This window comes from Kitasatospora sp. NPDC097643, from assembly GCF_040302625.1.
Lineage (GTDB): Bacteria > Actinomycetota > Actinomycetes > Streptomycetales > Streptomycetaceae > Kitasatospora.
In genome coordinates this window covers 76,137-96,085 of record NZ_JBEOSA010000025.1, presented here as the reverse complement: position 1 = coordinate 96,085, position 19,949 = coordinate 76,137, and the positions used below count along the sequence as shown (strand labels likewise).

The following is a 19,949-nucleotide window of genomic DNA, read 5'->3' as shown; positions in this document are numbered from 1 at the left end:
GTGGGCGCGGTGGGCCGCCCCCTGCCGCACGATCTCGCCGCCACCGTCCGGGCCGGGCTCGGGCGGGGGGTGGACGGGGCCGAGCGGTTGCGCGGAGGCAGCAAGAAGGGCGTCTACCGGCTGCGGCTGGACGACGGCTCGACCGTCGTGGCGTACGTCTGGGCCGAGGCCGAGGACTACTGGCCGCAGGCGGTGCGGGGAGCGGACGACGCCGACCCGCTGTCGCACTCCTCCGGGCTGCGGCTCTTCGAGGCGGCCCACCGGCGGCTGACCGCGCTGGGAGTCCGGACGCCCCGGCTGTACGAGGTGTCGAGGAGCGGCGACGGTGACGGCGACCGCGGCGCGGACGTGGCGCTGGTCGAGGACGTGCCCGGGCCGAACCTGGAGGCGCTGCTCGACGCCGACCCGGCCGCCGCGCGGCGGCCGTTGGAGCGGCTCGCCGAGGTGCTGGACACCCTGCGGAGCGACACCGGACCCGGCGTCGGCAAGGTCGCCCTGCTGGACGAGCACGTGAACGGGCACCAGGTTCAGCACGTGGACGAGCACGCCCCTGCCCGGACCGCCGAAGCGCTCGTCCTCGCCCGGGCCCTCGCCGACCTGGACGAGGCCGCCGCCCGGGACACCCGGATGGCGGCCGCGCGCGACCGGCTGGCGGAGCGGCTGCACGAGCGCGTCGAGCGGGTGCCCCGGCGCGCCCGCCACGGCCTCGTCCACGGCGAACTCGGGCCCGACCACGTGCTGGTGGGCGCGGACGGCGAGCCGGTGCTGATCGACATCGAGGGCCTGATGCGGTTCGACGTCGAGTGGGAGCACGCCTTCCTCCGGATCCGCTTCGGTACGCATTACGAGCTCCTGCGCCCGCGCGGGCTCGACGAACACCGCCTGGCCCTCTACGACCTGGCGATGCGCCTGTCCCTGGTGGCGGGCCCGCTGCGGCTGCTGGACGGCGGCTTCCCGGACCGCGCCGGGATGCTGGCGATCGTCGAGCACAACCTCCGGGCGGCCCTCGCCGCGGCGGCGACCGCCTGGCGTGATCCGAAAGGCGCGCCCTCGCCGCTCAGCCGTGCCGCGGCACCCGGTGCTGCCACTCCCGGGTGAACACGACCGATCCGGCCTCCAGTGCCCGCACCTGCACGATGCTGAGGAAGTGCCCGGCGTCGCAGCGGAGTTGGGTGCGGGTCTGGACGGTGACGTCCCAGCCCAGGTCGGGCCGTTCGAGCCGGACGGTGTGGTCGGTGCGGGCCTGGGCGCTGAGCGGGGCGTCGGTGAGGATGCGGTAGGCGGTGACGGTGTGCTCGTCGCGGACCAGGCCGTCGGGCTGGGTGCGGGTGCCGTCCGTGGCGGGGGTGAGTTCGGTGCGCCACTCGTGCCGCCCGAGGTCGTGCACGGTGAGGCGCTCGGGCCGGGCGGTGAGCGGTTCGGTGAGGTGGACGGCGAGCGGGTCGGGCAGCGCCGGGGTCTCGAAGGTGACGGGCGCGGCGCCGATGTCGGCGGCGAGGTGGCGCACCGGCAGGGTGAGGGTGGAGCGGGACGGGTCGAGGGCGTAGCCGGTGGGGTCGGGGGCGGGCCAGACCCAGGGCCAGTAGACGGAGGAGAGGGCGAGGCGCAGCCGGTGCCCGGCCGGGACGGTGTGGGCGCAGGCGGCGAGTTCGACGGTGACGTCCGTCCCGTCGGCGACCAGCACGCCCCGGGTGATCAGGGCGGAGGTGCCGTCCGGGCCGACCGCGCAGAGCCGGGCGGTGAGCTGGGCGGGCGGCCCGTCGTCGCCGCGCAGCCGGAGCCGGACGGACGGGGCGCCGAGCAGTTCGACGGGTTCGGGCAGCGGCTGGGAGTCGAAGCAGACCGAGCGGCCGTCCTCCTCGCGCTGGTCGGGCGGCTGGTCGGCGGGGCGGCCGAGCGGGACGTAGGCGCCGGCGTTGAGGCCGGTGTGCTGGGGGGAGCGGACCGGGACGTACCGGTCGTCGGCGGCGGTGCCGGCGGTGCGCAGCGGTCCGTCGAGGCCGTAGTGGATGTCGCGGACGTCGGGGGAGGGCCAGACCTCCTCGCCGGCCCAGCGGGTGCCGATCCAGCTGCGCAGGGCGGGTTCCTTGAGGATGCCGGTGTCGATGTCGCGCAGCCAGTGGTCCCACCAGCGCAGGGTCTCGGGGAGGACGTCCTCGGGCAGGCCGTGCGGCCAGGGGCCGAGCAGGGCGCGGGCGGGGGCGGAGGTGGCGAGCAGGCGCAGCACGAAGGAGCAGGACGGGTCGCCCCAGCCGGCGATGGCGAGGACGGGGGCGGAGACCGGGACGGTGGTGTCGCCGGGGGCGAGCCAGGTGTCGGCGGGCGGTTCGAGGGATTCCAGCCGGGCGAGCCAGTGGGCGCGCCAGGCGTCGCCGACGTGCCGCGGGTCCGGCGGGAGGGCGGCGCCGGCGACGAGGGCGGTGAGCCGGGTGTGCAGGTCGTCGGCGAGGACGGCGCCGCCGAGGCGGTGGCCGCCTTCGGGGCAGGCGGTGACGACGGCGCCGACGGTGCCGTTGGTGCGGGCGGCGAGCTGGAGGGCGGTGGTGCCGGCGGCGCCGACGCCGAGCAGGCCGACCCGGCCGCTGCACCAGGGGCGGCGGGAGATCCAGTCGACGACGGCGGCGCCGTCCGCGAGTTCCTGGTCGCTGCCGGGGGCGACGGGCAGGCCGAAGGAGTTGCCGTGGCCGCGGGTGTCGACCCGGACGGCGGCGTAGCCGTGGCCCGCGTACCAGGGGTGGCGGCGGGCGTCCTCGGCGGCGGTCCAGTCGCTGAGCCGGCCGGCCGAGTACTCCAGCAGGGCGGGCACGGGCTCGTCGCTGACCGGGCGCCACAGCCGGGCGTACAGCGCGGTGCCGTCGGGCAGCGGGATGCGGACGTCCTCGCGGGTGGTGTGGAAGGGGTACGACGGCATGGCCGCTCCCATCGGGTCCCGGGCCGGTGAGCGTCGACGGGCCCGCGGCGCGCACGGGGAGGGGCGCGCCGCGGGCGTCGGCATTCCGACCCTAGGGGAGGAACGGCCGCATTTCCTGGTGAGAGCGTCCTGACGGGAGAGCCGGGCCGGTCAGGCCTTGCTGAGCCAGGCGGTGGCGTTGAGCGCGAGGGCGGCGTCGGTGCCGGCCGGGTCGTCCCACCCGTCGAACAGGGTGTTGCCGGTCTGGCCGGTGCCGTCGTCGACGGTGGAGCTGTCGCCCCAGACGGCGACGCGGCCGTTGCCGAAGGTGCTGGTGACGAAGAACGCGCCGGTGTTGCCGCTGGAGCCGGTGCGGTAGACGAGGCCCTTGACGGACGGGTTGTCGGCGGGCTTGAGGGTGAAGGTGGTGCCGTTGCGCAGGATCGAGCCGGTGACGGTGCCGAACGGGCCGTGCAGGACCGGGTCGGTGGGGGCGTTGACGGCCCGCGGGTTGTCGGTGGTGATGTTGAGCAGGTCGACGGAGAACCCGAAGGGGTCCTTGTTGTTCACCCCGTTGTTGGTCATCAGGTCGTTGATGATCGCGGGGGAGTCCCAGCCGTCGTTGTTGCGGTCGCTGCGGGTGTGGTCGGAGATGAGGAAGAGCCCGCCGCCGTTCTGCACGAAGTGCATCAGCGCGGCCTTCTCGCTCGGGCTGAAGCGGACGTTGGGCTCGGGGACGACGAAGGTGTCGAAGTTGGCGAGGTCGAGGGCGGCGCCGGTGCCGAAGCTGATGGTGGAGCCGGCCGGGAGGGTCTTGAGGCTGTACTGGCCGGTCTTCTGGAGGGCGACGCCCCACGCGGAGAGCGCGCCGGTCCAGCTCTTCTCGGTGCTGGGGGCGGGGTTCTGGACGAGCGGGTCGGGCTGGCTGGTGCTGATGATCCAGTCGGCGTTGCCGGCGGTCTCGGCCTTGCTGTTGTCGAACAGCACCCGGTGCGGGGTGGTGCCCGCGGTGACGGCCCGGGTGGCGGTGGGGGCGGCCTTCGCGGTCGGGGCGGCCTTCGCCGTGGTGGCGGCGGTCGCGGTGGGGACGAGGCCGGTGGTGAGGCCGGTGCTGACGAGTAAGGCGGCGGCGAGGGCCGTCGCCGTTCTGATGGGAAGCATTGCCGTTCCTCCGTGGGGAGTTGAGGTGTCGGCGCCCGAGTATCCGCGCGTAGAACGGAGTATCCGCGCGGAACGGGGTCACTGAAAGGCCCCGGAGGTTACGAGGTCCTGTCCAGTTCATGGTGGCGCGCGACAGGCGGGGAGACCAATCAGTAATTGCACACAACTTGCAACTACGCGGGGTGAGGCGGAAAGATGGCCCGGCTCCACCAGCACCCGCTCCACCAGCACCACCGAAAGGACCCGACGATGACCGGCCCCCGCTGGCGCGACCGCCTCACCCGTGAGGAGTGGATGCGCCTGGCCGGCATGGGCGGCTTCATCCTCGCCCTGCACGTGATCGGCTGGTTCACCCTGCTCGCGCTCGTCGCGCCCGAGCACTACGACGTCGGCGGCCAGGTGTTCGGCGCGGGCATGGGCCTGACCGCCTACACGCTCGGCATGCGGCACGCCTTCGACGCCGACCACATCGCCGCGATCGACAACACCACCCGCAAGCTGATGGGCCAGGGCAAGCGGCCGCTCTCGGTCGGCTTCTGGTTCTCGCTGGGCCACTCCTCGATCGTCTTCGGCCTCTGCGCGCTGCTGGCCTTCGGCATCAAGTCGCTCGCCGGGCAGGTGGAGGCGGACGACTCGACCCTGCACGAGGCCACCGGACTGATCGGCGTCGCCGTCTCCGGGACGTTCCTGCTGCTGCTCGGCCTGATCAACCTGGGCGCGTTCAACGGCATCCTCAAGGTGTTCCGCCGGATGCGCGAGGGCGAGTACGACGAGGCCGAGCTGGAGCGCCAGCTGGAGCGGCGCGGACTGATGAACCGCATCCTCGGCCGGGTGACCAGGGCCGTCACCAAGCCCTGGCACATGTACCCGGTGGGCCTGCTGTTCGGCCTCGGCTTCGACACCGCCACCGAGGTGTCCCTGCTGGTGCTGGCGGGCGGCGCGGCGGCGTTCTCGCTGCCCTGGTACGCGCTGCTCACGCTGCCGGTCCTGTTCGCGGCCGGGATGAGCCTGCTGGACACCATCGACGGCTCGTTCATGAACTTCGCGTACGAGTGGGCGTTCTCCAAGCCGGTCCGCAAGATCTACTACAACCTGACCGTCACCGGCCTGTCGGTGCTGGTGGCGCTGGTCATCGGCGCGATCGAGCTGATCGGCCTGCTCGGCGAGAAGCTGGACATCACCAGCGGCCCGATCGCCTGGATCGGCGGGCTGGACCTCAACTTCGTCGGCTACGCGATCGTCGGCCTGTTCGTGCTCACCTGGGCCGGGGCGATCGCCTACTGGAAGTACGGCAAGGTCGAGGAGAAGTGGTCGGCGGGGCTGGCCGCGGCGGCCGCCGAGTCGGAGTGAGCCGGCTCTGAGCAATGGCAAACCGGAGGGCGGTGACCGGGGTCTGGTCACCGCCCTCCGGCGTTCTCGTGGCTACCGGCTACCGGCTACCGGCTACCGCAGCGCGGCGAGCACCGCGTCCGCCATCACCTGCTCACCGGTCGCGTTCGGGTGGAACGGTACCGCCGGCGAGCCGGGCAGCGCGCCCTCGATCCAGCGGTCGTCCGAGCAGACGTCGTGACCCAGGGTCGGCGTCGCGGTGTCGACGTACGTGGCGCCGTTCGCCGCGGCGGTCGACTTCAGCATCGCGTTGAGCTTGCCGAGGACGCCGTGCATGTACTCGACGTCGCCCGGGGTGACGGGCTGGCGCAGCACGCAGCTGCTGCCGTCGGCGGGCAGCACCGACGGGTAGCCGACCAGCAGGATCCTGGCGTTCGGCGCCTTGGCGTGGATGCGGTGCAGGGTGTCGGTGATCTGCGGCGCGATGGTGGTGGTGATCCGCTCGGCCAGGTCGTCGTTGCCGTACTGCCAGGACCAGGTGCTCCAGTCCCAGTAGCCGTGGTGGTAGACGTCCTTGCAGGGCGTGCCGAGCGGGTTGACGACCGCGCCGGCGATGCAGGTGGCGACCAGTTCGCCGAGGCCGAGGTCGCTGGCCGCGAGGTCGTTGCCGCCGATCCCGAGGGTGACCAGGTCGGTGTCGGACGTGACGGCGTCCAGCTGCGGGTCGTTGACCCGGATGAACGCGTCGTACTGCGGCTGCGTCATCGCCTTGACCTTGGCCGCGGCGCAGGTGACGTCGGTGTACGCGGCGGCCTTGAGGGCGCCGGCGACCAGGTGACCGTAGTTCTGGTCCGAGCGCAGGCAGAGGCCGGCGTACTGACCGGGGACGCCCGCGCCGGCGGCGTAGGAGTCGCCGAGCGCCACGTAGTGCCGGGGGGCCGGGGTGGCGGCCTGGGCGGTGGTGGAGGTGAGCGCGAGGGCGGCGCCGAGGGCGACCGCCGCGAGCGCGGTGGACTTGCCGAATTCCCTGGTGGTGCGGGACGCGGTGCGGGATTTCCTGGTGGTGGTACGGAGTTTCCGGGCAGGGCGGAGCACGGTTCCTCCTGGGGGAGAGAAACGACGGGTGGGGGTCGTACCAGCCGGGCCACAGCTACTCGCAGGTAAGTTACTGCGAGGTTTCGCGCCCGTCCATGCTTCGGGCGGAAATTCCCGAAATTCCGTCAGGTGGTATTTCGAATTTCGCTCCACCGCGTATCGGAGATATTTCCGAAACGCCGTGGAGCGGAATTGCCGTCGTCGCTTGTTACCGGCCGGTTGACTGCTCGTCACCGCAGGCCGCAGTATCGGGCGCACAGCGACGGCGTCCCCGTACCGCCGTCCGCCCCGCCGCGACGGAGGACTGCGCATGGCCCTGGACGCCGACGTCATCGTCATCGGAGCAGGGCTCGCCGGCCTCGCCGCCACCGCCGAACTCACCGACGCCGGACGGAAGGTGATCCTGCTCGACCAGGAACCGGCCGCCTCCCTCGGCGGCCAGGCGCACTGGTCCTTCGGCGGCCTCTTCCTGGTCGACTCGCCCGAACAGCGCCGGATGCGGATCCGCGACTCGCACGCGCTGGCCTGGCAGGACTGGCTCGGCACGGCCGGCTTCGACCGGCCCGAGGACGCCTGGCCGCGCCGCTGGGCCGAGGCCTACGTCGACTTCGCGGCCGGGGAGAAGCGTTCCTGGCTGCGCGGCATGGGCGTGCGGTTCTTCCCCGTCGTCGGCTGGGCCGAGCGCGGCGGCCTCCTCGCCGACGGGCCCGGCAACTCGGTGCCGCGCTTCCACATCACCTGGGGCACCGGCCCCGGGCTGCTCGCACCCTTCGTCCGCCGGGTCCGGGCCGCCGCCGACCGCGGACTGGTCGACCTGCGCTTCCGGCACCGGGTCACCGGCCTGGCCGCCACCGCGGGCGTCACCGACACCGTCACCGGCGAGGTGCTGGTGCCCAGCACGGTCGCGCGCGGCGAGGCCAGCTCGCGCGAGGTCGCCGGACGCTTCGAACTGCGCGCCCAGGCCGTGGTCGTCACCTCCGGCGGCATCGGCGGCAACCACGACCTGGTCCGCAAGGCCTGGCCCGCCCGGCTCGGCACCCCGCCCGCCAAACTGCTCTCCGGCGTCCCCGCGCACGTCGACGGGCTGATGCTGGACATCACCGGCGCCGCCGGAGCCAGCCTGATCAACGGCGACCGGATGTGGCACTACACCGAGGGCATCGAGAACTGGGACCCGATCTGGGCCCGGCACGGCATCCGCATCCTGCCCGGCCCCTCCTCGCTCTGGCTGGACGCGCGCGGCAACCGGCTGCCCGTCCCGCTCTTCCCCGGCTTCGACACCCTCGGCACCCTCGACCACATCATGTCCACCGGCCACGACCACACCTGGTTCGTACTCAACCAGCGCATCATCGAGAAGGAGTTCACCCTCTCCGGCTCCGAACAGAACCCCGACCTGACCGGCAAGTCCGTGCGCGGCGTGCTCGGCCGGGCCCTGCCCGGCGCCCCCGGTCCCGTCCGGTCCCACCTGCGGCACGGGCCCGACTTCGTCGTCGCGAGCACCCTGGCCGACCTCGCCCGCGGCATGAACGGCAAGACCGGCCAGGCGCTGATCGACCCGGACGAACTGCGCCGCACCGTCGAGGCCCGCGACCGCCAGCTCGCCAACCCCTTCGCCAAGGACCTCCAGGTCACCGCCATCCACGGCGCCCGCCGCTACCTCGGCGACAAGCTGATCCGCACCGCCGCCCCGCACCGCATCCTCGACCCGGCCGCCGCCCCGCTGATCGCCGTCCGGCTCAACATCCTCACCCGCAAGTCCCTCGGCGGCCTGGAGACCGACCTGGCCGGCCGGGTGCTGCGCCCCGACGGCGAGCCGCTGCCCGGCGTCTACGCGGCCGGCGAGGCCGCCGGCTTCGGCGGCGGGGGCGTGCACGGCTACCGCTCGCTGGAGGGCACCTTCCTCGGCGGCTGCCTCTTCTCCGGCCGCACCGCGGGCCGCGCGGCGGCCCGGGCGGTGGCCTGACGCCGGTCGCCCGAGGCCGGGACGGGCCGTCGGCGGGCGAGGCGGACGGCGGCGAGGACCAGGCCCGCGCCGAGGATGAGGTCGACGAGCGCGGTGACCAACTTGCCCGGCAGCGGGTGCGTGTCCGCGTGCGGCCAGACCACCCGCTCGCCGACCTTCGCCAGGTCGACGGTCCCCTGCCGGTCCCCGAGGAAGCGGCGGGAGTCGACGGCGGTGTCGCGCCGGTCGCCCAGTAGGAAGGCGCGGCCCGGCGGCACGGTGACGTCGAAGTCCAGGGGGTCGGCGCCCGAGGCGTAGGGCTCGTCCAGGGGCCGCCCGTTGAGGACGAGGCGGCCGTGGTCGGAGACGAGATGGTCGCCGCCGATGGCGATGACGCGCTCGACGGCCGGGCCCCGGACCGTCCACGGGGAGTCGACCAGATAGACCTCGCCGCGCTGCACGTCCGCCGCCTGCACCCGGTCGGTGATGACGTGCTCGCCCGGCTCCACCCCGCCCGCCATCGCCGCGTCCGCGACGGAGCGCGGCGAGTAGCCGGTGAGGACGACCGCGAGTCCGAGCGCGGCCGACAACGCTCCGCCCACCCCGCAGGTCCAGGCCGACACCTTCCGCAGTCGGGTCCTCATCGCTCGTCGGTGAGGCCCAGCCGCAGGTGTTCGACGTGGTGGCCGGCCTGGTCGAGGAGGGCCGCCACGTGGTCGTTCTGTAGGGAGCAGACCACCGAGCGGCCGCGGCGTTCGCCGACGACCAGGCGCATCCGCGGTACGGCGTCGTCGGTGGTCGGATGTCCCATGGGGGCATCCTACGGACCGTCCGGGACGCCGGGCACCCGCAGGTCGCCGGTGACCGGCCCGGTACGCTGCGCGTGCAGAGCATGTCCCTGACCAGGAGGAGTTCCAGAGCCGATGAGCGAGCGGAGCGAGCGGGCCATCAGGAGGTGGGCATGGGCGAATGCCCCTGCTGAGCGAAGCGAGGCGGGCGCATGAGCCGCCGAGACCGTGACCGTGCGCAGACCGCCGGCTCCCCGGTGACCGTCACCGTCTGCCGCGGCTGCTGCTGCGGCACGGAGCAGAAGCACCCGGGCGTCGACCACGCCGGGCAGTACGAGCGGCTGCGGCAGGCCGTCGGGTCGGCGGGCCGGGTCCGCGCGGTGAAGTGCCTGGACGTGTGCACCCAGTCCAACGTGGTCGTGGTCGGCCCGTCCAGCGCGGGGCGCGCGGCGGGCGGCCGGCCGGTCTGGCTGGGCTTCGTCCTGGCCGACGACATGATCGACGAGATAGCCGACTGGGTGCACGCGGGCGGCCCCGGCCTCGCCGAGCCGCCGGGGCTGCTGGACCTTCAGCTGATCTCGGTCTCCCGTCGGGTCCGCGAGGCCCTGCCCGAGTAGTCGACCGTCGGGTGGGCCGGGGGCGAGAAGGACCCCCGGCCCGCCCGGGGGACCAGGCGGAGCGCCCCGACTACCATGACCGGTGGTTCCGAGCGGTTCCGCCCAGGGAGGGACGAGGATGACGACGGTCTGCCGTATCTGCGCGGGCACCGGCCGGACCGCCGGCCTCAGCTGCCGGACCTGCCAGGGCACCGGCACCACCGAGGTGGGCGGCGGGGGCGGCAACTGCTTCCTCTGCGACGGCACCGGCGTGTACGTCCGCTACCGGGTGGACGCGGCCGGCGCCAAGCACGCCTACCGGGACGAGATCTGCCGCACCTGCGACGGCACCGGCAACCGGGCCGCCGGGCAGTGGGACGAGCCGTAGGGCTGACCGGCCGGTCGTCGACGGGCACTCAGGTCGGCGGACCGGCGGGGACCATGATCCGGCGTCGGAGCTGATGTGACCATGCTCTTTACTTTTTGTTGATCGAACATTGGTGTTCGAATGGTCGGCGCGCTGCGGCTCGTTCACCGCGCGTCCGTGTGCGGTCAACTCACCACTGAGAGAGTCCCGCGCATGGATATCCCTCACATGGGCGTGCCGGCCAAGCTCGCCGACCGCATGAGCATGGCCGAGCAGCACGAGTACCTGCGGGCCCGTTTCTCCCGCCGCCGGATGCTGCGCGCCGGCGCCGTGACCGTCGGTGCCGTCGCCGTCGGCGGTGCGCTGGGCAGCGGTACCGCCGTGGCGGCGCCGAAGGCCCCGCAGCTGCTGACGGGTGGTACGGCGGACGGCATCGACGGCGCGCTGGTCGCGCCGATCGGGCGTCACCTCCAGTTCGGCCCCGAGCCGGACACCCAGTTCCGCATCTCCTGGCAGGTCCCGGCGCCGGTCAAGAAGCCCTTCCTGCGCTTCGGCAAGCACCCGTGGGAGCTCAGCCACAAGGTCGAGGCCGAGGTCCGCGCCCTGCACACCCCGGCGCTCACCCCGACCAGCCAGCCGGTCGACCAGTACTACCTGCACGTCGCGCTGGAGGACCTGCACCCCGACACCACCTACTACTACGGTGTCGGCCACGAGGGCTTCGACCCGGCCTCCCAGCAGGCGATCTCCACGCTGAACACCTTCCGCACCGCGCCGTCCCGCGACCACCGCTGGGGCAAGGTCTACGAGCCGTTCACCTTCACCGCCTTCGGTGACCAGGGCGTCAGCCAGAAGGCCGCGTCCAACGACCACATCATCCTGGCCCAGAACCCGTCCTTCCACCTGCACGCCGGCGACATCTGCTACGCCGACCCGGCCGGCTCCGGCACCGACCCGGACAAGGCCCGTTACGACGCCAAGACCTGGGACTCGTTCCTGGTGCAGACCGAGACCGTCGCCGCCAAGGTGCCGTGGATGGTCTCCTACGGCAACCACGACATCGAGGCCTGGTACTCGCCCAACGGCTACGGCGGCGACAACGCCCGCTTCTACCTGCCCGACAACGGGCCGGACCCGCGCGTCGTCCCGGGCGTCTACACCTTCCGCTACAAGAACGTCGGCGTCATCTCCCTCGACGCCAACGACGTCTCGTACGAGATCCCGGCCAACCTCGGCATCTCGGCGGGCAAGCAGACCAAGTGGCTCGACCGCACCCTCAAGGACCTGCGCGGCGACGAGACCATCGACTTCATCGTGGTCTTCTTCCACCACTGCGCCTTCTCCACCACCGTGGCGCACGCCTCCGAGGGCGGCGTCCGCGAGTCCTGGGTGCCGCTGTTCGAGAAGTACCGGGTCGACCTGGTCGTCAACGGCCACAACCACGTGTACGAGCGCACCGACGCGATCCTCGGCAACAAGGTCTCGAAGCAGGTGCCGATCGGCGCCACCGTCGAGCCCGCCAAGGACGGCGTGGTGTACGTGACGGCGGGTGCGGCCGGCCGCAGCCTCTACAAGTTCGACCAGCCCGACACCTACGAGGGCAACGAGCACCGCGTCGACGAGGTGAAGACCTACTACTACGGCAAGGGCGGCGTGAAGGTCTCCGAGACCGTCGAGTGGTCCCGGGTCCGCTTCACCGACTACTCCTTCATCAAGGTCGACGTCACCCCGGCCCACCTGGGCCAGAAGTCGTCCATGAAGGTGACCGCGATGGCCGAGAACGGCAAGCAGGTCGACCACTTCACCATCGTCCGCGAGGTCGGCGAGGGCTGGGACTCCGGCCGCGACGACGACGGCGAGGGCGGCGGCTGGGGCTGGTAACAGCCTCCGATGTGCTGATCGGGCCCCGGCGTCGAGCGTTGTGCTCGGCGCCGGGGCCGTGCCGTGCCGGTGCGGCTCAGCGCCGGGGCCCGTACATGATCACCGCGACCCCGGCCAGGCAGACCAGCGCGCCGACCACGTCGTAGCGGGTCGGCCGGAAGCCGTCCACCAGGACGCCCCACAGCAGCGAGCCCGCCACGAACACCCCGCCGTACGCGGCCAGCACCCGGCCGAAGTGCGAGTCCGGCTGGAGCGCGGCGACGAAGCCGTACCCGCCGAGCACCACCACCCCCAGGCCGGCCAGCCACCACGGCCGTTGCTCGCGCACGCTCTGCCAGACCAGCCAGCAGCCGCCGATCTCGGCGAGGGCGGCGAGGGCGAACAGGGAGACGGAGCGCAGGACGGTCATGGCTGTTCAGACTAGGTCCTGCTAGCTCTGCCGGTACGTCGCCAGGAAACGCCCGATCCGGTTGATCGCGGTCTCCAGGTCGTCGGCGCGCGGCAGCGTGACGAAGCGGAAGTGGTCCGGGCGGGGCCAGTTGAAGCCGGTGCCCTGAACGACGTGGATCTTCTCGCGGAGCAGCAGGTCCAGCACGAACTGCTCGTCGTCGACGATCCGGTGGACGGCCGGGTCGAGCTTCGCGAAGGCGTACAGGGCGCCCTTGGGCTTGACGCAGCTGACGCCCGGGATCTCGTTGAGGGCCTTCACGGCGATGTCGCGCTGCTCGGTGAGCCGGCCGCCGGGCAGGACGAGGTCGTTGATGGACTGGTGGCCGCCGAGCGCGGCCTGCACGGCGTACTGGGCGGGCACGTTGGGGCACAGCCGCATGCCGGAGAGCATGGTCAGGCCCTCCAGGTAGTCGGTCGCGTGCTGCTTGGGCCCGGAGACGACCAGCCAGCCGCTGCGGAAGCCGGCCACCCGGTAGGACTTGGAGAGGCCGTTGAACGTGAGGGTGAGCACGTCGTCGGCGAGGGCGGCGAGGCAGTGGTGCTCGGCGCCGTCGTAGAGGATCTTGTCGTAGATCTCGTCGGCCAGGACCATCAGGTGGTGGCGGCGGGCGAGGTCGAGGATGCCCTCCAGGAGCTCCTTCGGGTAGACCGCGCCGGTCGGGTTGTTGGGGTTGATCACCACGATGGCCTTGGTGCGGGCGGTGACCTTGGCCGCGATGTCGTCGAGGTCGGGGTACCAGTCCGCCTCCTCGTCGCACAGGTAGTGCACGGCCTTGCCGCCGGCCAGCCGCACCGCCGCCGTCCACAGCGGGTAGTCCGGCATCGGGACGAGCACCTCGTCGCCGTCGTCGACCAGCGCGGTGACGGCCATCTGGATCAGCTCGGAGACGCCGTTGCCGAGGTAGACGTCGTTGACGTCGACGCCGCTCACGCCGCGCTGCTGGTAGTACTGCACCACCGCGCGGCGGGCCGGCAGGATGCCGCGCGAGTCGCTGTAGCCGTGCGCCTTGGGGAGATTGCGGATGATGTCCTGGATGATCTCCTCCGGCGCGTCGAAGCCGAACGGCGCCGGGTTGCCGGTGTTCAGCCGCAGCACGCTGTGCCCAGCCTCCTCCAGGGCGTTGGCCTGGTCGACCACCGGCCCGCGAATCTCGTAGCACACGTCATTCAGCTTGCTGGACTGCCGAAACTCCATCGCGGCCTCCCGACCGTCACCACCCGCATCGTTGCTTCCGCTTTGTTCTACCAAGTGAGCACTTGGAAAGTCCAACCTCTTGGCTATGCTGATCCACATGTCACGCCGAAGCTACGACCAGTACTGCGCCGTCGCCCGCGCCCTCGACGCGGTGGGGGAGCGCTGGAGCCTCCTGATCGTCCGTGAACTCCTCGGCGGCCCCCGCCGCTACACCGACCTGCACGCCGACCTGCCGGGCGTCTCCACCGACATCCTCGCCGCCCGGCTCAAGCAGCTGGAGGGCGAAGGCCTCGTCCTGCGCCGCCGGCTCGAACGGCCCGCCAACGCCACGGTCTACGAGCTCACCGAACGCGGCCGCGAACTCCGCCCCGTCATCGAGGCCCTGGGGGAGTGGGGCCTGCCCGCGCTCGGCGAGCAGCGGCCCACCGACGCCGTCCGCGAGCACTGGTTCACGATGCGGAAAGCAGGCGACACGGCGGCCGTCGGCGGCTAAGGTCCGCCGGATGACCACCCATCAGCTCGGCCATCAGCCCGCGCATCAGTTCACTCACCAGCTCGCCCAGGTGAACATCTCCCGGATGCTCGAACCCCTCGACAGCCCGCTGCTCGCCGACTTCGTCGCCGCCCTCGGACCGGTCAACGCCCTCGCCGACGCCGCCGACGGCTTCGTCTGGCGGCTCCAGGAGAGCGAGGGCTACGCGACCGGCTTCCGGATTTTCGACGACGAGTGGCTACTGGTGAACCTCTCGGTCTGGCGGGACGCCGAGTCCCTCGACGCCTTCGTCTACAGCCCGGACCACCGGGACGTCATGAAGCGGCGCCGCGAGTGGTTCGCCAGGCCGGTGGAGGCGATGGTCGCGCTCTGGTGGGTCCCGGCCGGACACCGGCCCACCCCGCAGGAGGCCCAGGAACGGCTCGTCCTGCTGCGGGAGAAGGGGCCCACCGCGGGCGCCTTCACCCGGCGTGAGTCGTTCGCCCCGCCGGTCGCCCCGCCGGCCGGCTGACCTTTGCGGAGGGCGGGGGCGTGGAGGCGGTCGTACCGGCACACGTACGATCGTTGCCGTGACCACCACCCACCCCAGCCACGCCAGTTGCGCCGATGACGGCAGTTACGCCGGTAACGCCGGTTACGCGGGCTACGCCAGTTACGTCGCCATCGGGGACTCCTTCACCGAGGGCATGTGCGACGAGCTGCTGCCCGACGGCCACTACCGCGGCTGGGCCGACCGGGTCGCCACCGCCCTGGCCGCCGAACTGCCCGCGGACGGCTTCCGGTACGCCAACCTCGCCGTCCGCGGCAAGCTCATCGGCCAGATCCACGACGAGCAACTGGCCGCCGCCACCGCCATGGGCCCCGAACTCGTCACCCTCGCCGGCGGCCTCAACGACGTGCTGCGCCCCGGCTGCGACATCGCCCAGGTGGAACGGCTGCTCGGCCGCTGCGCCGACGAACTGCGCGCCGCCGGCGCCACCGTGGTCATGTTCACCAGCACCGACCCCACCCGCCGCCTCGCCGGCAGCGCCCGGCTGCTTCCCGCGATCCTGCGGATGAAGGCCTTCGTCCACGAGCTCGGCCAGGACGACGGCATCCACGTCGTCGACCTCTTCGCCGCCCCCTGCTTCGACGACCGCCGCCTCTGGGCCGAGGACCGCCTGCACCTGTCGCCCGAGGGCCACCGCCGGGTCGCCGCGGGCGTGCTGGAGGCCCTCGGCCGCCCGGCCGGCTTCGACTGGCGCGCCCCGCTGCCGCCCGCCGCCCCGCCCGGCCCGGTCGACCGGCTGCGCTCCGACGCCCGCTGGCTGCGCACCCACCTCGGCCCGTGGATCGGCCGCCGCCTCACCGGGCGCTCCTCCGGCGACGGCCGCCCGCCGAAGCGGGCGGAGCTGCTGCCGTTCCGCTAGACCGCTGTGCGGGGTTCTGGGCGGGACTCTTCCCGGGCTTCTTCCTCGGGCTCTTCCCGGGTTTCGAGGACCAGGCTCGCCATCGGGGCGTGGGTGGTCCAGCCGAGCGCCGTGTAGAGCGCGCGGCCGGCCGTGGTGCCGACCAGCACGCCCGTGTCGGCGCCCGCCTCGCGTGCGGAGTTCTGGAGCGTCCGCATCACCAGGGCGCCCAGCCCCCGGCGGCGGTGCCCGGGCGTGGTGACGATCTGGTCCGGGACGGCGACGGCACCCGCCAGACCCGCCTGGCCGCGGGCGGCGAGATGCCCGGCGTCGGTGCGGACCAGCACCCGGACGATCCCGCCGCGCGTCCAGGTGGTGACGCGGTAGCCGGCCGGTGGCCGGAGTCCGTCGGGCCGCTCGCCCGTGAGCGGGACGGTCATCAGGAACCCGGGCACGTCCAGCCGCCACTCCGGGCCCAGCCAGGGCCGGACGGTGTCGCCCTCGGCGAACAGCTTCAGCCAGGTGGTCGGCGCGGTGGTGGCCCCGGCGATCCTGCGGACGTCCGCCTCGGTCGGCTCCGGCAGCACGTGCCGGCCGACCTCGCTGGGCAGGCCGACGTCGATGCTCCAGCCCCAGGGCCGGTCCACGGGCTCGGCGGCGCCGCGCGAGACGGTCCAGCCGGCGATCCACATCCGGACGAGTTCGTTGATGGTGGCGTCCTGCACTCGGTGAACCCCCGTAATAGGTGCTGATCAGGTTGACACCTTACGTGTAGGGGAGGGGGCGTGGCCAGGGGCGCAGTAGGCTAGCCGGGTTCAACGCACCGGAACGACCCGGTGCCCAGCTGGTGGAAGGACCCCGGACCGTGCGTGAGACCGAGTCGCCGCAGAACCCCACGGCGAACGCCGCGCCGGACGCCACGGCGAACGCTGCGCCGGATGTCGCGCCGACCGAACTCCGCTCCGACTGCACCAGCTGCTTCGGCCTCTGCTGCGTCGCGCTGCCGTTCGCCGCCACCGCCGACTTCGCCGTCGACAAGGCCGCCGGCACCCCGTGCCGGAACCTCCAGACCGACTTCACCTGCGGCATCCACGAGCGCCTGCGCGACCGGGGCTTCCAGGGCTGCACCGTCTACGACTGCTTCGGCGCCGGGCAGCGGGTCTCCCAGGTCACCTTCGGCGGCCGCAGCTGGCGCGAGGAACCCGCGAGCGCCAAGCCCATGTTCGACGTGTTCCCGGTGGTCCGGCAGCTCCACGAGCTGCTCTGGTACCTCACCGAGGCGCTCACCTACGCCCCCGCCCGCCCGGTCCACGCCGAACTGCGGCAGGCCCTCGACGCCACCGACCGGCTCGCCGGGGGCACCCCCGAGGAGATCCTCGCCGTCGACGTCCCCGCCCACCGCCAGCGCGTCAGCGACCTGCTGCTCCGCGCCAGCGAACTCGTCCGCGCCGCCGTCCCGCGCCGCCGCGAACACCGCGGCGCCGACCTCTTCGGCGCCCGCCTGCGCGGCGCCGACCTGCGTGGCGCCAACCTGCGCGGAGCCCTGCTCGTCGCCGCCGACCTCAGCGGCGCCGACCTGCGGCTCGCCGACCTCATCGGCGCCGACCTGCGCGACACCAACCTCGCGGGCGCCGACCTCACCGAAGCCCTCTTCCTCACCCAGGCCCAGCTCAACGCCGCCCGCGGCGACGCCACCACCCGCCTGCCCGCCACCCTCACCCGCCCCGGCCACTGGCCCGCCACGGCCACCGCTCCGGGCAACGCTCCGGCCCAGGCCCCGGCCCGCGGCGCTGCCAAGCGTCGTACGGGCAGGCCACGCCGGCGTTAGGGCTTCATCAGCGCACCACGCGGAGTTCGGGGAGCGGGAGCCGCCAGCCGCCGGTCAGGCGGATCAGCGCCCGGCGGGCCCGCTCCCGGATCTCGGTCCAGCCCGGGTCGCCGTCCAGTGCGTCCTGCGACCACCGCGGCGCGTTGCCCGGGCCGCTCATGGCGCTCAGCACCGCGTCGATCGCCCGCAGGTCGGCCATGACCTCGTCGTCCCCGAGGTGGTTTCCCGCCACCAGCCGATGCGCGTGCTCGAAGTCCAGGGCGAGTTCGTCGGTCGGTACGTCGTACCGGTCCACCCACGCCCGCTGGTCCGCCGCGCCGGCCGCCAGCGCCGCCAGGCACTGCGTCAACAGCCGTAGCCGTCGGCCGCGTTCGCCGTCAGGATCCACCATGAGCCGATCGTGCCACGCTACTGCCACAGGTCGGCACCGTCGCGCCCGCTCGGGTCCGTCGTCAGGAGGTCCTCGTGGAGGCCGGAGAGCCGGCGACCGGTCGGTGACCCGTCCGCGCCGGACTCCAGGACGAGCCAGCCGCCGTCCACACCGCCCGCGTTCACGTTCCCGCCCTCGTCGAGCTCGTCCACCGTGGCGAAGACGGCCTCGTAGGCGACCGCCCGAGCCAGCAGGACCAGGTCGCCCCGGTCGGCCCCCGCGGCCAGCAGCCGCCGTGCCGCCGGCACCTGGTCCAGCGCCCCCTGGGCGGCCCAGCCGTCGACCGCTCCGTGCCAGAGGGTGCGGAGCAGGGTGAAGCGCGCCAGCTCCGGACGGTCCTCGTCGATCTCCGACCGCGCCCGGCCCGCCGCGTCGGTCGCGCCGAGCGCCTCGAACCGGGCCCGGAGCGACTCCGCCGCCGCCCGTTTCGAGGGTTCGAGCCCGGACGCCCACGACTGCCATGCGGTCTCGATCTCGTCCATCGCACCATGATGGCCGACCGGCCGTTGCCGACTGCTGCGGGCCGCTGCCGGGCCTACTGCGCGGGGCGGACGAGGAGGCCGTGGAGCAGCTGGCGGACGTGCGCGGGGGCCTGGGCCGGGTCGAGGGGCTGGTGGCCGACCAGGAGGCGGTACCAGAACAGTCCGAAGAGCTGGTCGGTGGTGGCGTCCAGGTCGGTGGCGGCGGGGAGTTCGCCGCGGTGCACGCCCCGGGTGAGCATGGCGAGGACGACGGCGCGCCGGCTGTTCACCCACTCCTGGAAGGGGGCGGCGAAGGCCGGGTCGAGCTGGGCCTCCGCCATGAGGCCGCGCAGGGTCCTGACCCGGACGGGGTGTGCGGTGACGCCGTACAGGGCGGTGGCGAAGGCGGTCAGGTCGCCGGTGAGCGAGCCGGTGTCGGGTTCGGGCATCCGCTGTTCGACGGCGGTGCGGTAGGCGTCCATGACGAGGGTCGCCTTCGACTTCCACCACCGGTAGATGGTGCTCTTCGCGACGTCTGCGCGGGCGGCGACCCGTTCGATGGTGACGGCCTGGTAGCCGAGTTCCTCGACGAGTTCGATCGTGGCGGCGAGGACGGCGTCGTGGGCGTCCTGGCTGCGGATCCGGCCACCGGTGCGGCGGCCTTGGGTTTCTCCGGTGGGCACCCGGTCACGGTAGCAGCGTGCTATCGTGAATCGAAACGCGACGGATCGTTTTGATTTAGGGGAGTGGATCGATCATGAGCGAGATCGTGGTGTCGCACGGCTACGGCGCGAGCGACGACAGCGTCTGGTTCCCGTACCTGACCGAACGGCTCGCGGCCCTCGGGCACCGCGTCACCGTGCCCCGCCTGCCGGACACCGGCACCCCGCGGCTGGAGCCCTGGCGCAAGGCCTACGGCGAGGCCGTCCGGGCGGCCGGCCCGGCCGGGTCCACCGTGCTGGTCGGGCACAGCATCGGCGGGGTGAACGTGCTGCGCTTCCTGGAGCAGCACGACCCCGAGGCGAACGGGGTGTTCGCGGGCGTGCTGCTGGTGTCGGCCTCCGCCCACGAGGTCGGCTACGACGAACTCGCCGAGTTCTTCGAGGGCGGCTTCGACTGGGAGCGGATCCGCCGCACGGCCCGCCACTTCCGGGTCCTCCAGGCCATCGACGACCCGGTCAACCAGCCCGACCCGACCGAACACGTCCGGCTGTTCGTCAACGGCCTCGCCGCGACAGCCGTGGTCACCCCGACCGGCGGCCACTTCGGAGCCACCCCGGACGACCACATCGAGGTACCGGAGGCCGTCCGGCTGATCACCGACCTCCTGACCGCCTGACCACCGGGGCCGCTCGGGCCGCAATGCCGTTGCTTTGGGCGGTCGCTGCGGTCGCCGTGCTGCGGGCGGACTTCGGCTTCCTCGAGCCGTGCCAGCGGCCGACCGCGGCCCTGTCCACCCCGGAGACCAGCCGCTGGTCGCGGCGGCGTGCATCACCTTGCGCAGGGCGGGGTGGACGGTCCGGAGTTGTCAACGGGCGTCCAAGGCGCCTCAACGACGTGAACGACGTAACGCCATCGCTGGTCGCTTGTCTGTTGTTGAGGACCGATCGCCTGGTCCTCGACAACATGACGCGACAGGAGGTGGCACGGCC

The 19,949-nt window shown here is 72.9% G+C and carries 19 protein-coding genes and 3 pseudogenes; 11 read left to right on the top strand and 11 right to left on the bottom strand.

What is annotated here, in order from left to right:
• Positions 1 to 9: 9 nt before the first annotated feature.
• Positions 10 to 1,098: a phosphotransferase gene (locus ABTY15_RS18150; protein WP_502893529.1), complete on the top strand. Its 1,089-nt coding sequence runs from the start codon at positions 10 to 12 to the stop codon at positions 1,096 to 1,098.
• Here ABTY15_RS18150 and ABTY15_RS18145 read toward each other — a convergent pair.
• Both ABTY15_RS18145 and ABTY15_RS18140 read right to left on the bottom strand, forming a co-directional pair.
• Positions 1,058 to 2,911: a CocE/NonD family hydrolase gene (locus ABTY15_RS18145; RefSeq protein WP_350590054.1), complete on the bottom strand. Its 1,854-nt coding sequence runs from the start codon at positions 2,909 to 2,911 to the stop codon at positions 1,058 to 1,060. The genes ABTY15_RS18150 and ABTY15_RS18145 overlap by 41 nt on opposite strands.
• A 153-nt stretch (positions 2,912 to 3,064) precedes the next feature.
• Positions 3,065 to 4,051 (bottom strand): annotated as a pseudogene (locus ABTY15_RS18140) (hydrolase); the annotation flags it as partial.
• Between the two features lie 249 nt (positions 4,052 to 4,300).
• Between ABTY15_RS18140 and nicT the strand changes: the two are divergent.
• On the top strand, positions 4,301 to 5,401 hold the full coding sequence (nicT, locus tag ABTY15_RS18135) for a Nickel transporter NicT (protein ID WP_350590044.1): 1,101 nt from the start codon (positions 4,301 to 4,303) through the stop codon (positions 5,399 to 5,401).
• 93 nt (positions 5,402 to 5,494) lie between these two features.
• On the opposite strand, the gene ABTY15_RS18130 is transcribed toward nicT, so the two are convergent.
• Positions 5,495 to 6,475: an SGNH/GDSL hydrolase family protein gene (locus tag ABTY15_RS18130; protein WP_350590039.1), complete on the bottom strand. Its 981-nt coding sequence runs from the start codon at positions 6,473 to 6,475 to the stop codon at positions 5,495 to 5,497.
• A 310-nt stretch (positions 6,476 to 6,785) separates the two neighbouring features.
• On the opposite strand from ABTY15_RS18130, the gene ABTY15_RS18125 reads away from it, so the two are divergent.
• A complete protein-coding gene (locus ABTY15_RS18125) occupies positions 6,786 to 8,441 on the top strand; it encodes an FAD-binding dehydrogenase (RefSeq protein ID WP_350590035.1) in 1,656 nt (551 codons plus the stop codon).
• On the opposite strand, the gene lepB is transcribed toward ABTY15_RS18125, so the two are convergent.
• The gene (lepB, locus tag ABTY15_RS18120) at positions 8,354 to 9,064 is read right to left on the bottom strand and encodes a signal peptidase I (RefSeq protein WP_350590026.1); all 711 of its coding nucleotides are present in this window, start codon (positions 9,062 to 9,064) and stop codon (positions 8,354 to 8,356) included. The two genes, ABTY15_RS18125 and lepB, sit on opposite strands and share 88 nt — an antisense overlap.
• A pseudogene (locus ABTY15_RS18115) lies at positions 9,061 to 9,189 on the bottom strand (transcriptional regulator); the annotation flags it as partial. The pseudogene ABTY15_RS18115 and the gene lepB, both read right to left, overlap by 4 nt.
• Positions 9,190 to 9,420: 231 nt before the next feature.
• Here ABTY15_RS18115 and ABTY15_RS18110 point away from each other — a divergent pair.
• The 3 genes from ABTY15_RS18110 (at position 9,421) to ABTY15_RS18100 (ending at position 12,052) form a co-directional block, all read left to right on the top strand.
• Positions 9,421 to 9,825, top strand: a complete 405-nt coding sequence (locus ABTY15_RS18110; protein WP_350590015.1) for a (2Fe-2S) ferredoxin domain-containing protein — start codon at positions 9,421 to 9,423, stop codon at positions 9,823 to 9,825.
• 118 nt (positions 9,826 to 9,943) lie between these two features.
• Positions 9,944 to 10,192, top strand: coding sequence for a hypothetical protein (locus ABTY15_RS18105; protein WP_350590010.1), 249 nt, complete (start codon positions 9,944 to 9,946; stop codon positions 10,190 to 10,192).
• A gap of 192 nt (positions 10,193 to 10,384) precedes the next feature.
• Entirely contained in the window at positions 10,385 to 12,052 is a 1,668-nt protein-coding gene (locus tag ABTY15_RS18100; protein ID WP_350590003.1) for a purple acid phosphatase family protein, read from the top strand.
• A gap of 76 nt (positions 12,053 to 12,128) precedes the next feature.
• On the opposite strand, the gene ABTY15_RS18095 is transcribed toward ABTY15_RS18100, so the two are convergent.
• On the bottom strand, positions 12,129 to 12,461 hold the full coding sequence (locus ABTY15_RS18095) for a YnfA family protein (protein ID WP_350589998.1): 333 nt from the start codon (positions 12,459 to 12,461) through the stop codon (positions 12,129 to 12,131).
• 21 nt (positions 12,462 to 12,482) lie between these two features.
• Positions 12,483 to 13,697 carry a pyridoxal phosphate-dependent aminotransferase gene (locus ABTY15_RS18090; RefSeq protein ID WP_350589993.1) on the bottom strand — a complete coding sequence of 405 codons (1,215 nt, stop codon included), beginning with the start codon at positions 13,695 to 13,697 and terminating at the stop codon, positions 12,483 to 12,485.
• A gap of 97 nt (positions 13,698 to 13,794) precedes the next feature.
• Here ABTY15_RS18090 and ABTY15_RS18085 point away from each other — a divergent pair.
• The 3 genes and pseudogenes from ABTY15_RS18085 to ABTY15_RS18075 form a co-directional block, all read left to right on the top strand.
• Positions 13,795 to 14,154, top strand: a pseudogene (locus ABTY15_RS18085) (winged helix-turn-helix transcriptional regulator); the annotation flags it as partial.
• Between the two features lie 46 nt (positions 14,155 to 14,200).
• The gene (locus ABTY15_RS18080; protein ID WP_350589982.1) at positions 14,201 to 14,701 is read left to right on the top strand and encodes a DUF3291 domain-containing protein; all 501 of its coding nucleotides are present in this window, start codon (positions 14,201 to 14,203) and stop codon (positions 14,699 to 14,701) included.
• Positions 14,702 to 14,876: 175 nt separating this feature from the next.
• Positions 14,877 to 15,599, top strand: coding sequence for an SGNH/GDSL hydrolase family protein (locus ABTY15_RS18075; RefSeq protein ID WP_502893528.1), 723 nt, complete (start codon positions 14,877 to 14,879; stop codon positions 15,597 to 15,599).
• On the opposite strand, the gene ABTY15_RS18070 is transcribed toward ABTY15_RS18075, so the two are convergent.
• Positions 15,596 to 16,303 carry a GNAT family N-acetyltransferase gene (locus tag ABTY15_RS18070; RefSeq protein ID WP_350589980.1) on the bottom strand — a complete coding sequence of 236 codons (708 nt, stop codon included), beginning with the start codon at positions 16,301 to 16,303 and terminating at the stop codon, positions 15,596 to 15,598. The genes ABTY15_RS18075 and ABTY15_RS18070 overlap by 4 nt on opposite strands.
• 140 nt (positions 16,304 to 16,443) lie before the next feature.
• Between ABTY15_RS18070 and ABTY15_RS18065 the strand changes: the two genes are divergently transcribed.
• Entirely contained in the window at positions 16,444 to 17,406 is a 963-nt protein-coding gene (locus ABTY15_RS18065) for a pentapeptide repeat-containing protein (protein WP_350589976.1), read from the top strand.
• Positions 17,407 to 17,413: 7 nt separating this feature from the next.
• Here the strand turns inward: ABTY15_RS18065 and ABTY15_RS18060 are convergent, their stop codons facing one another.
• The 3 genes from ABTY15_RS18060 to ABTY15_RS18050 are packed head-to-tail and all read right to left on the bottom strand — an operon-like array spanning position 17,414 to position 18,980.
• Entirely contained in the window at positions 17,414 to 17,797 is a 384-nt protein-coding gene (locus ABTY15_RS18060) for a hypothetical protein (RefSeq protein WP_350589970.1), read from the bottom strand.
• Positions 17,798 to 17,814: 17 nt separating this feature from the next.
• Positions 17,815 to 18,318, bottom strand: a complete 504-nt coding sequence (locus tag ABTY15_RS18055; RefSeq protein ID WP_350589966.1) for a hypothetical protein — start codon at positions 18,316 to 18,318, stop codon at positions 17,815 to 17,817.
• Between the two features lie 53 nt (positions 18,319 to 18,371).
• A complete protein-coding gene (locus ABTY15_RS18050) occupies positions 18,372 to 18,980 on the bottom strand; it encodes a TetR/AcrR family transcriptional regulator (protein WP_350589962.1) in 609 nt (202 codons plus the stop codon).
• Positions 18,981 to 19,054: 74 nt separating this feature from the next.
• On the opposite strand from ABTY15_RS18050, the gene ABTY15_RS18045 reads away from it, so the two are divergent.
• On the top strand, positions 19,055 to 19,636 hold the full coding sequence (locus ABTY15_RS18045; RefSeq protein ID WP_350589957.1) for an RBBP9/YdeN family alpha/beta hydrolase: 582 nt from the start codon (positions 19,055 to 19,057) through the stop codon (positions 19,634 to 19,636).
• The last annotated feature ends 313 nt before the right edge of the window (positions 19,637 to 19,949 follow it).

Bases quoted from the DNA above. Each gene is read 5' to 3' on its own strand.
- ABTY15_RS18095 (WP_350589998.1), bottom strand. From the start codon at position 12,461: ATGACCGTCCTGCGCTCCGTCTCCCTGTTCGCCCTCGCCGCCCTCGCC.
- ABTY15_RS18055 (WP_350589966.1), bottom strand. From the start codon at position 18,318: ATGGACGAGATCGAGACCGCATGGCAGTCGTGGGCGTCCGGGCTCGAA.
- ABTY15_RS18125 (WP_350590035.1), top strand. From the start codon at position 6,786: ATGGCCCTGGACGCCGACGTCATCGTCATCGGAGCAGGGCTCGCCGGC.
- ABTY15_RS18075 (WP_502893528.1), top strand. From the start codon at position 14,877: ATGTGCGACGAGCTGCTGCCCGACGGCCACTACCGCGGCTGGGCCGAC.
- ABTY15_RS18145 (WP_350590054.1), bottom strand. From the start codon at position 2,911: ATGCCGTCGTACCCCTTCCACACCACCCGCGAGGACGTCCGCATCCCG.
- ABTY15_RS18080 (WP_350589982.1), top strand. From the start codon at position 14,201: ATGACCACCCATCAGCTCGGCCATCAGCCCGCGCATCAGTTCACTCAC.
- ABTY15_RS18060 (WP_350589970.1), bottom strand. From the start codon at position 17,797: ATGGTGGATCCTGACGGCGAACGCGGCCGACGGCTACGGCTGTTGACG.
- nicT (WP_350590044.1), top strand. From the start codon at position 4,301: ATGACCGGCCCCCGCTGGCGCGACCGCCTCACCCGTGAGGAGTGGATG.
- ABTY15_RS18110 (WP_350590015.1), top strand. From the start codon at position 9,421: ATGAGCCGCCGAGACCGTGACCGTGCGCAGACCGCCGGCTCCCCGGTG.
- ABTY15_RS18090 (WP_350589993.1), bottom strand. From the start codon at position 13,697: ATGGAGTTTCGGCAGTCCAGCAAGCTGAATGACGTGTGCTACGAGATT.
- ABTY15_RS18100 (WP_350590003.1), top strand. From the start codon at position 10,385: ATGGATATCCCTCACATGGGCGTGCCGGCCAAGCTCGCCGACCGCATG.
- ABTY15_RS18105 (WP_350590010.1), top strand. From the start codon at position 9,944: ATGACGACGGTCTGCCGTATCTGCGCGGGCACCGGCCGGACCGCCGGC.
- lepB (WP_350590026.1), bottom strand. From the start codon at position 9,064: ATGAGGACCCGACTGCGGAAGGTGTCGGCCTGGACCTGCGGGGTGGGC.
- ABTY15_RS18045 (WP_350589957.1), top strand. From the start codon at position 19,055: ATGAGCGAGATCGTGGTGTCGCACGGCTACGGCGCGAGCGACGACAGC.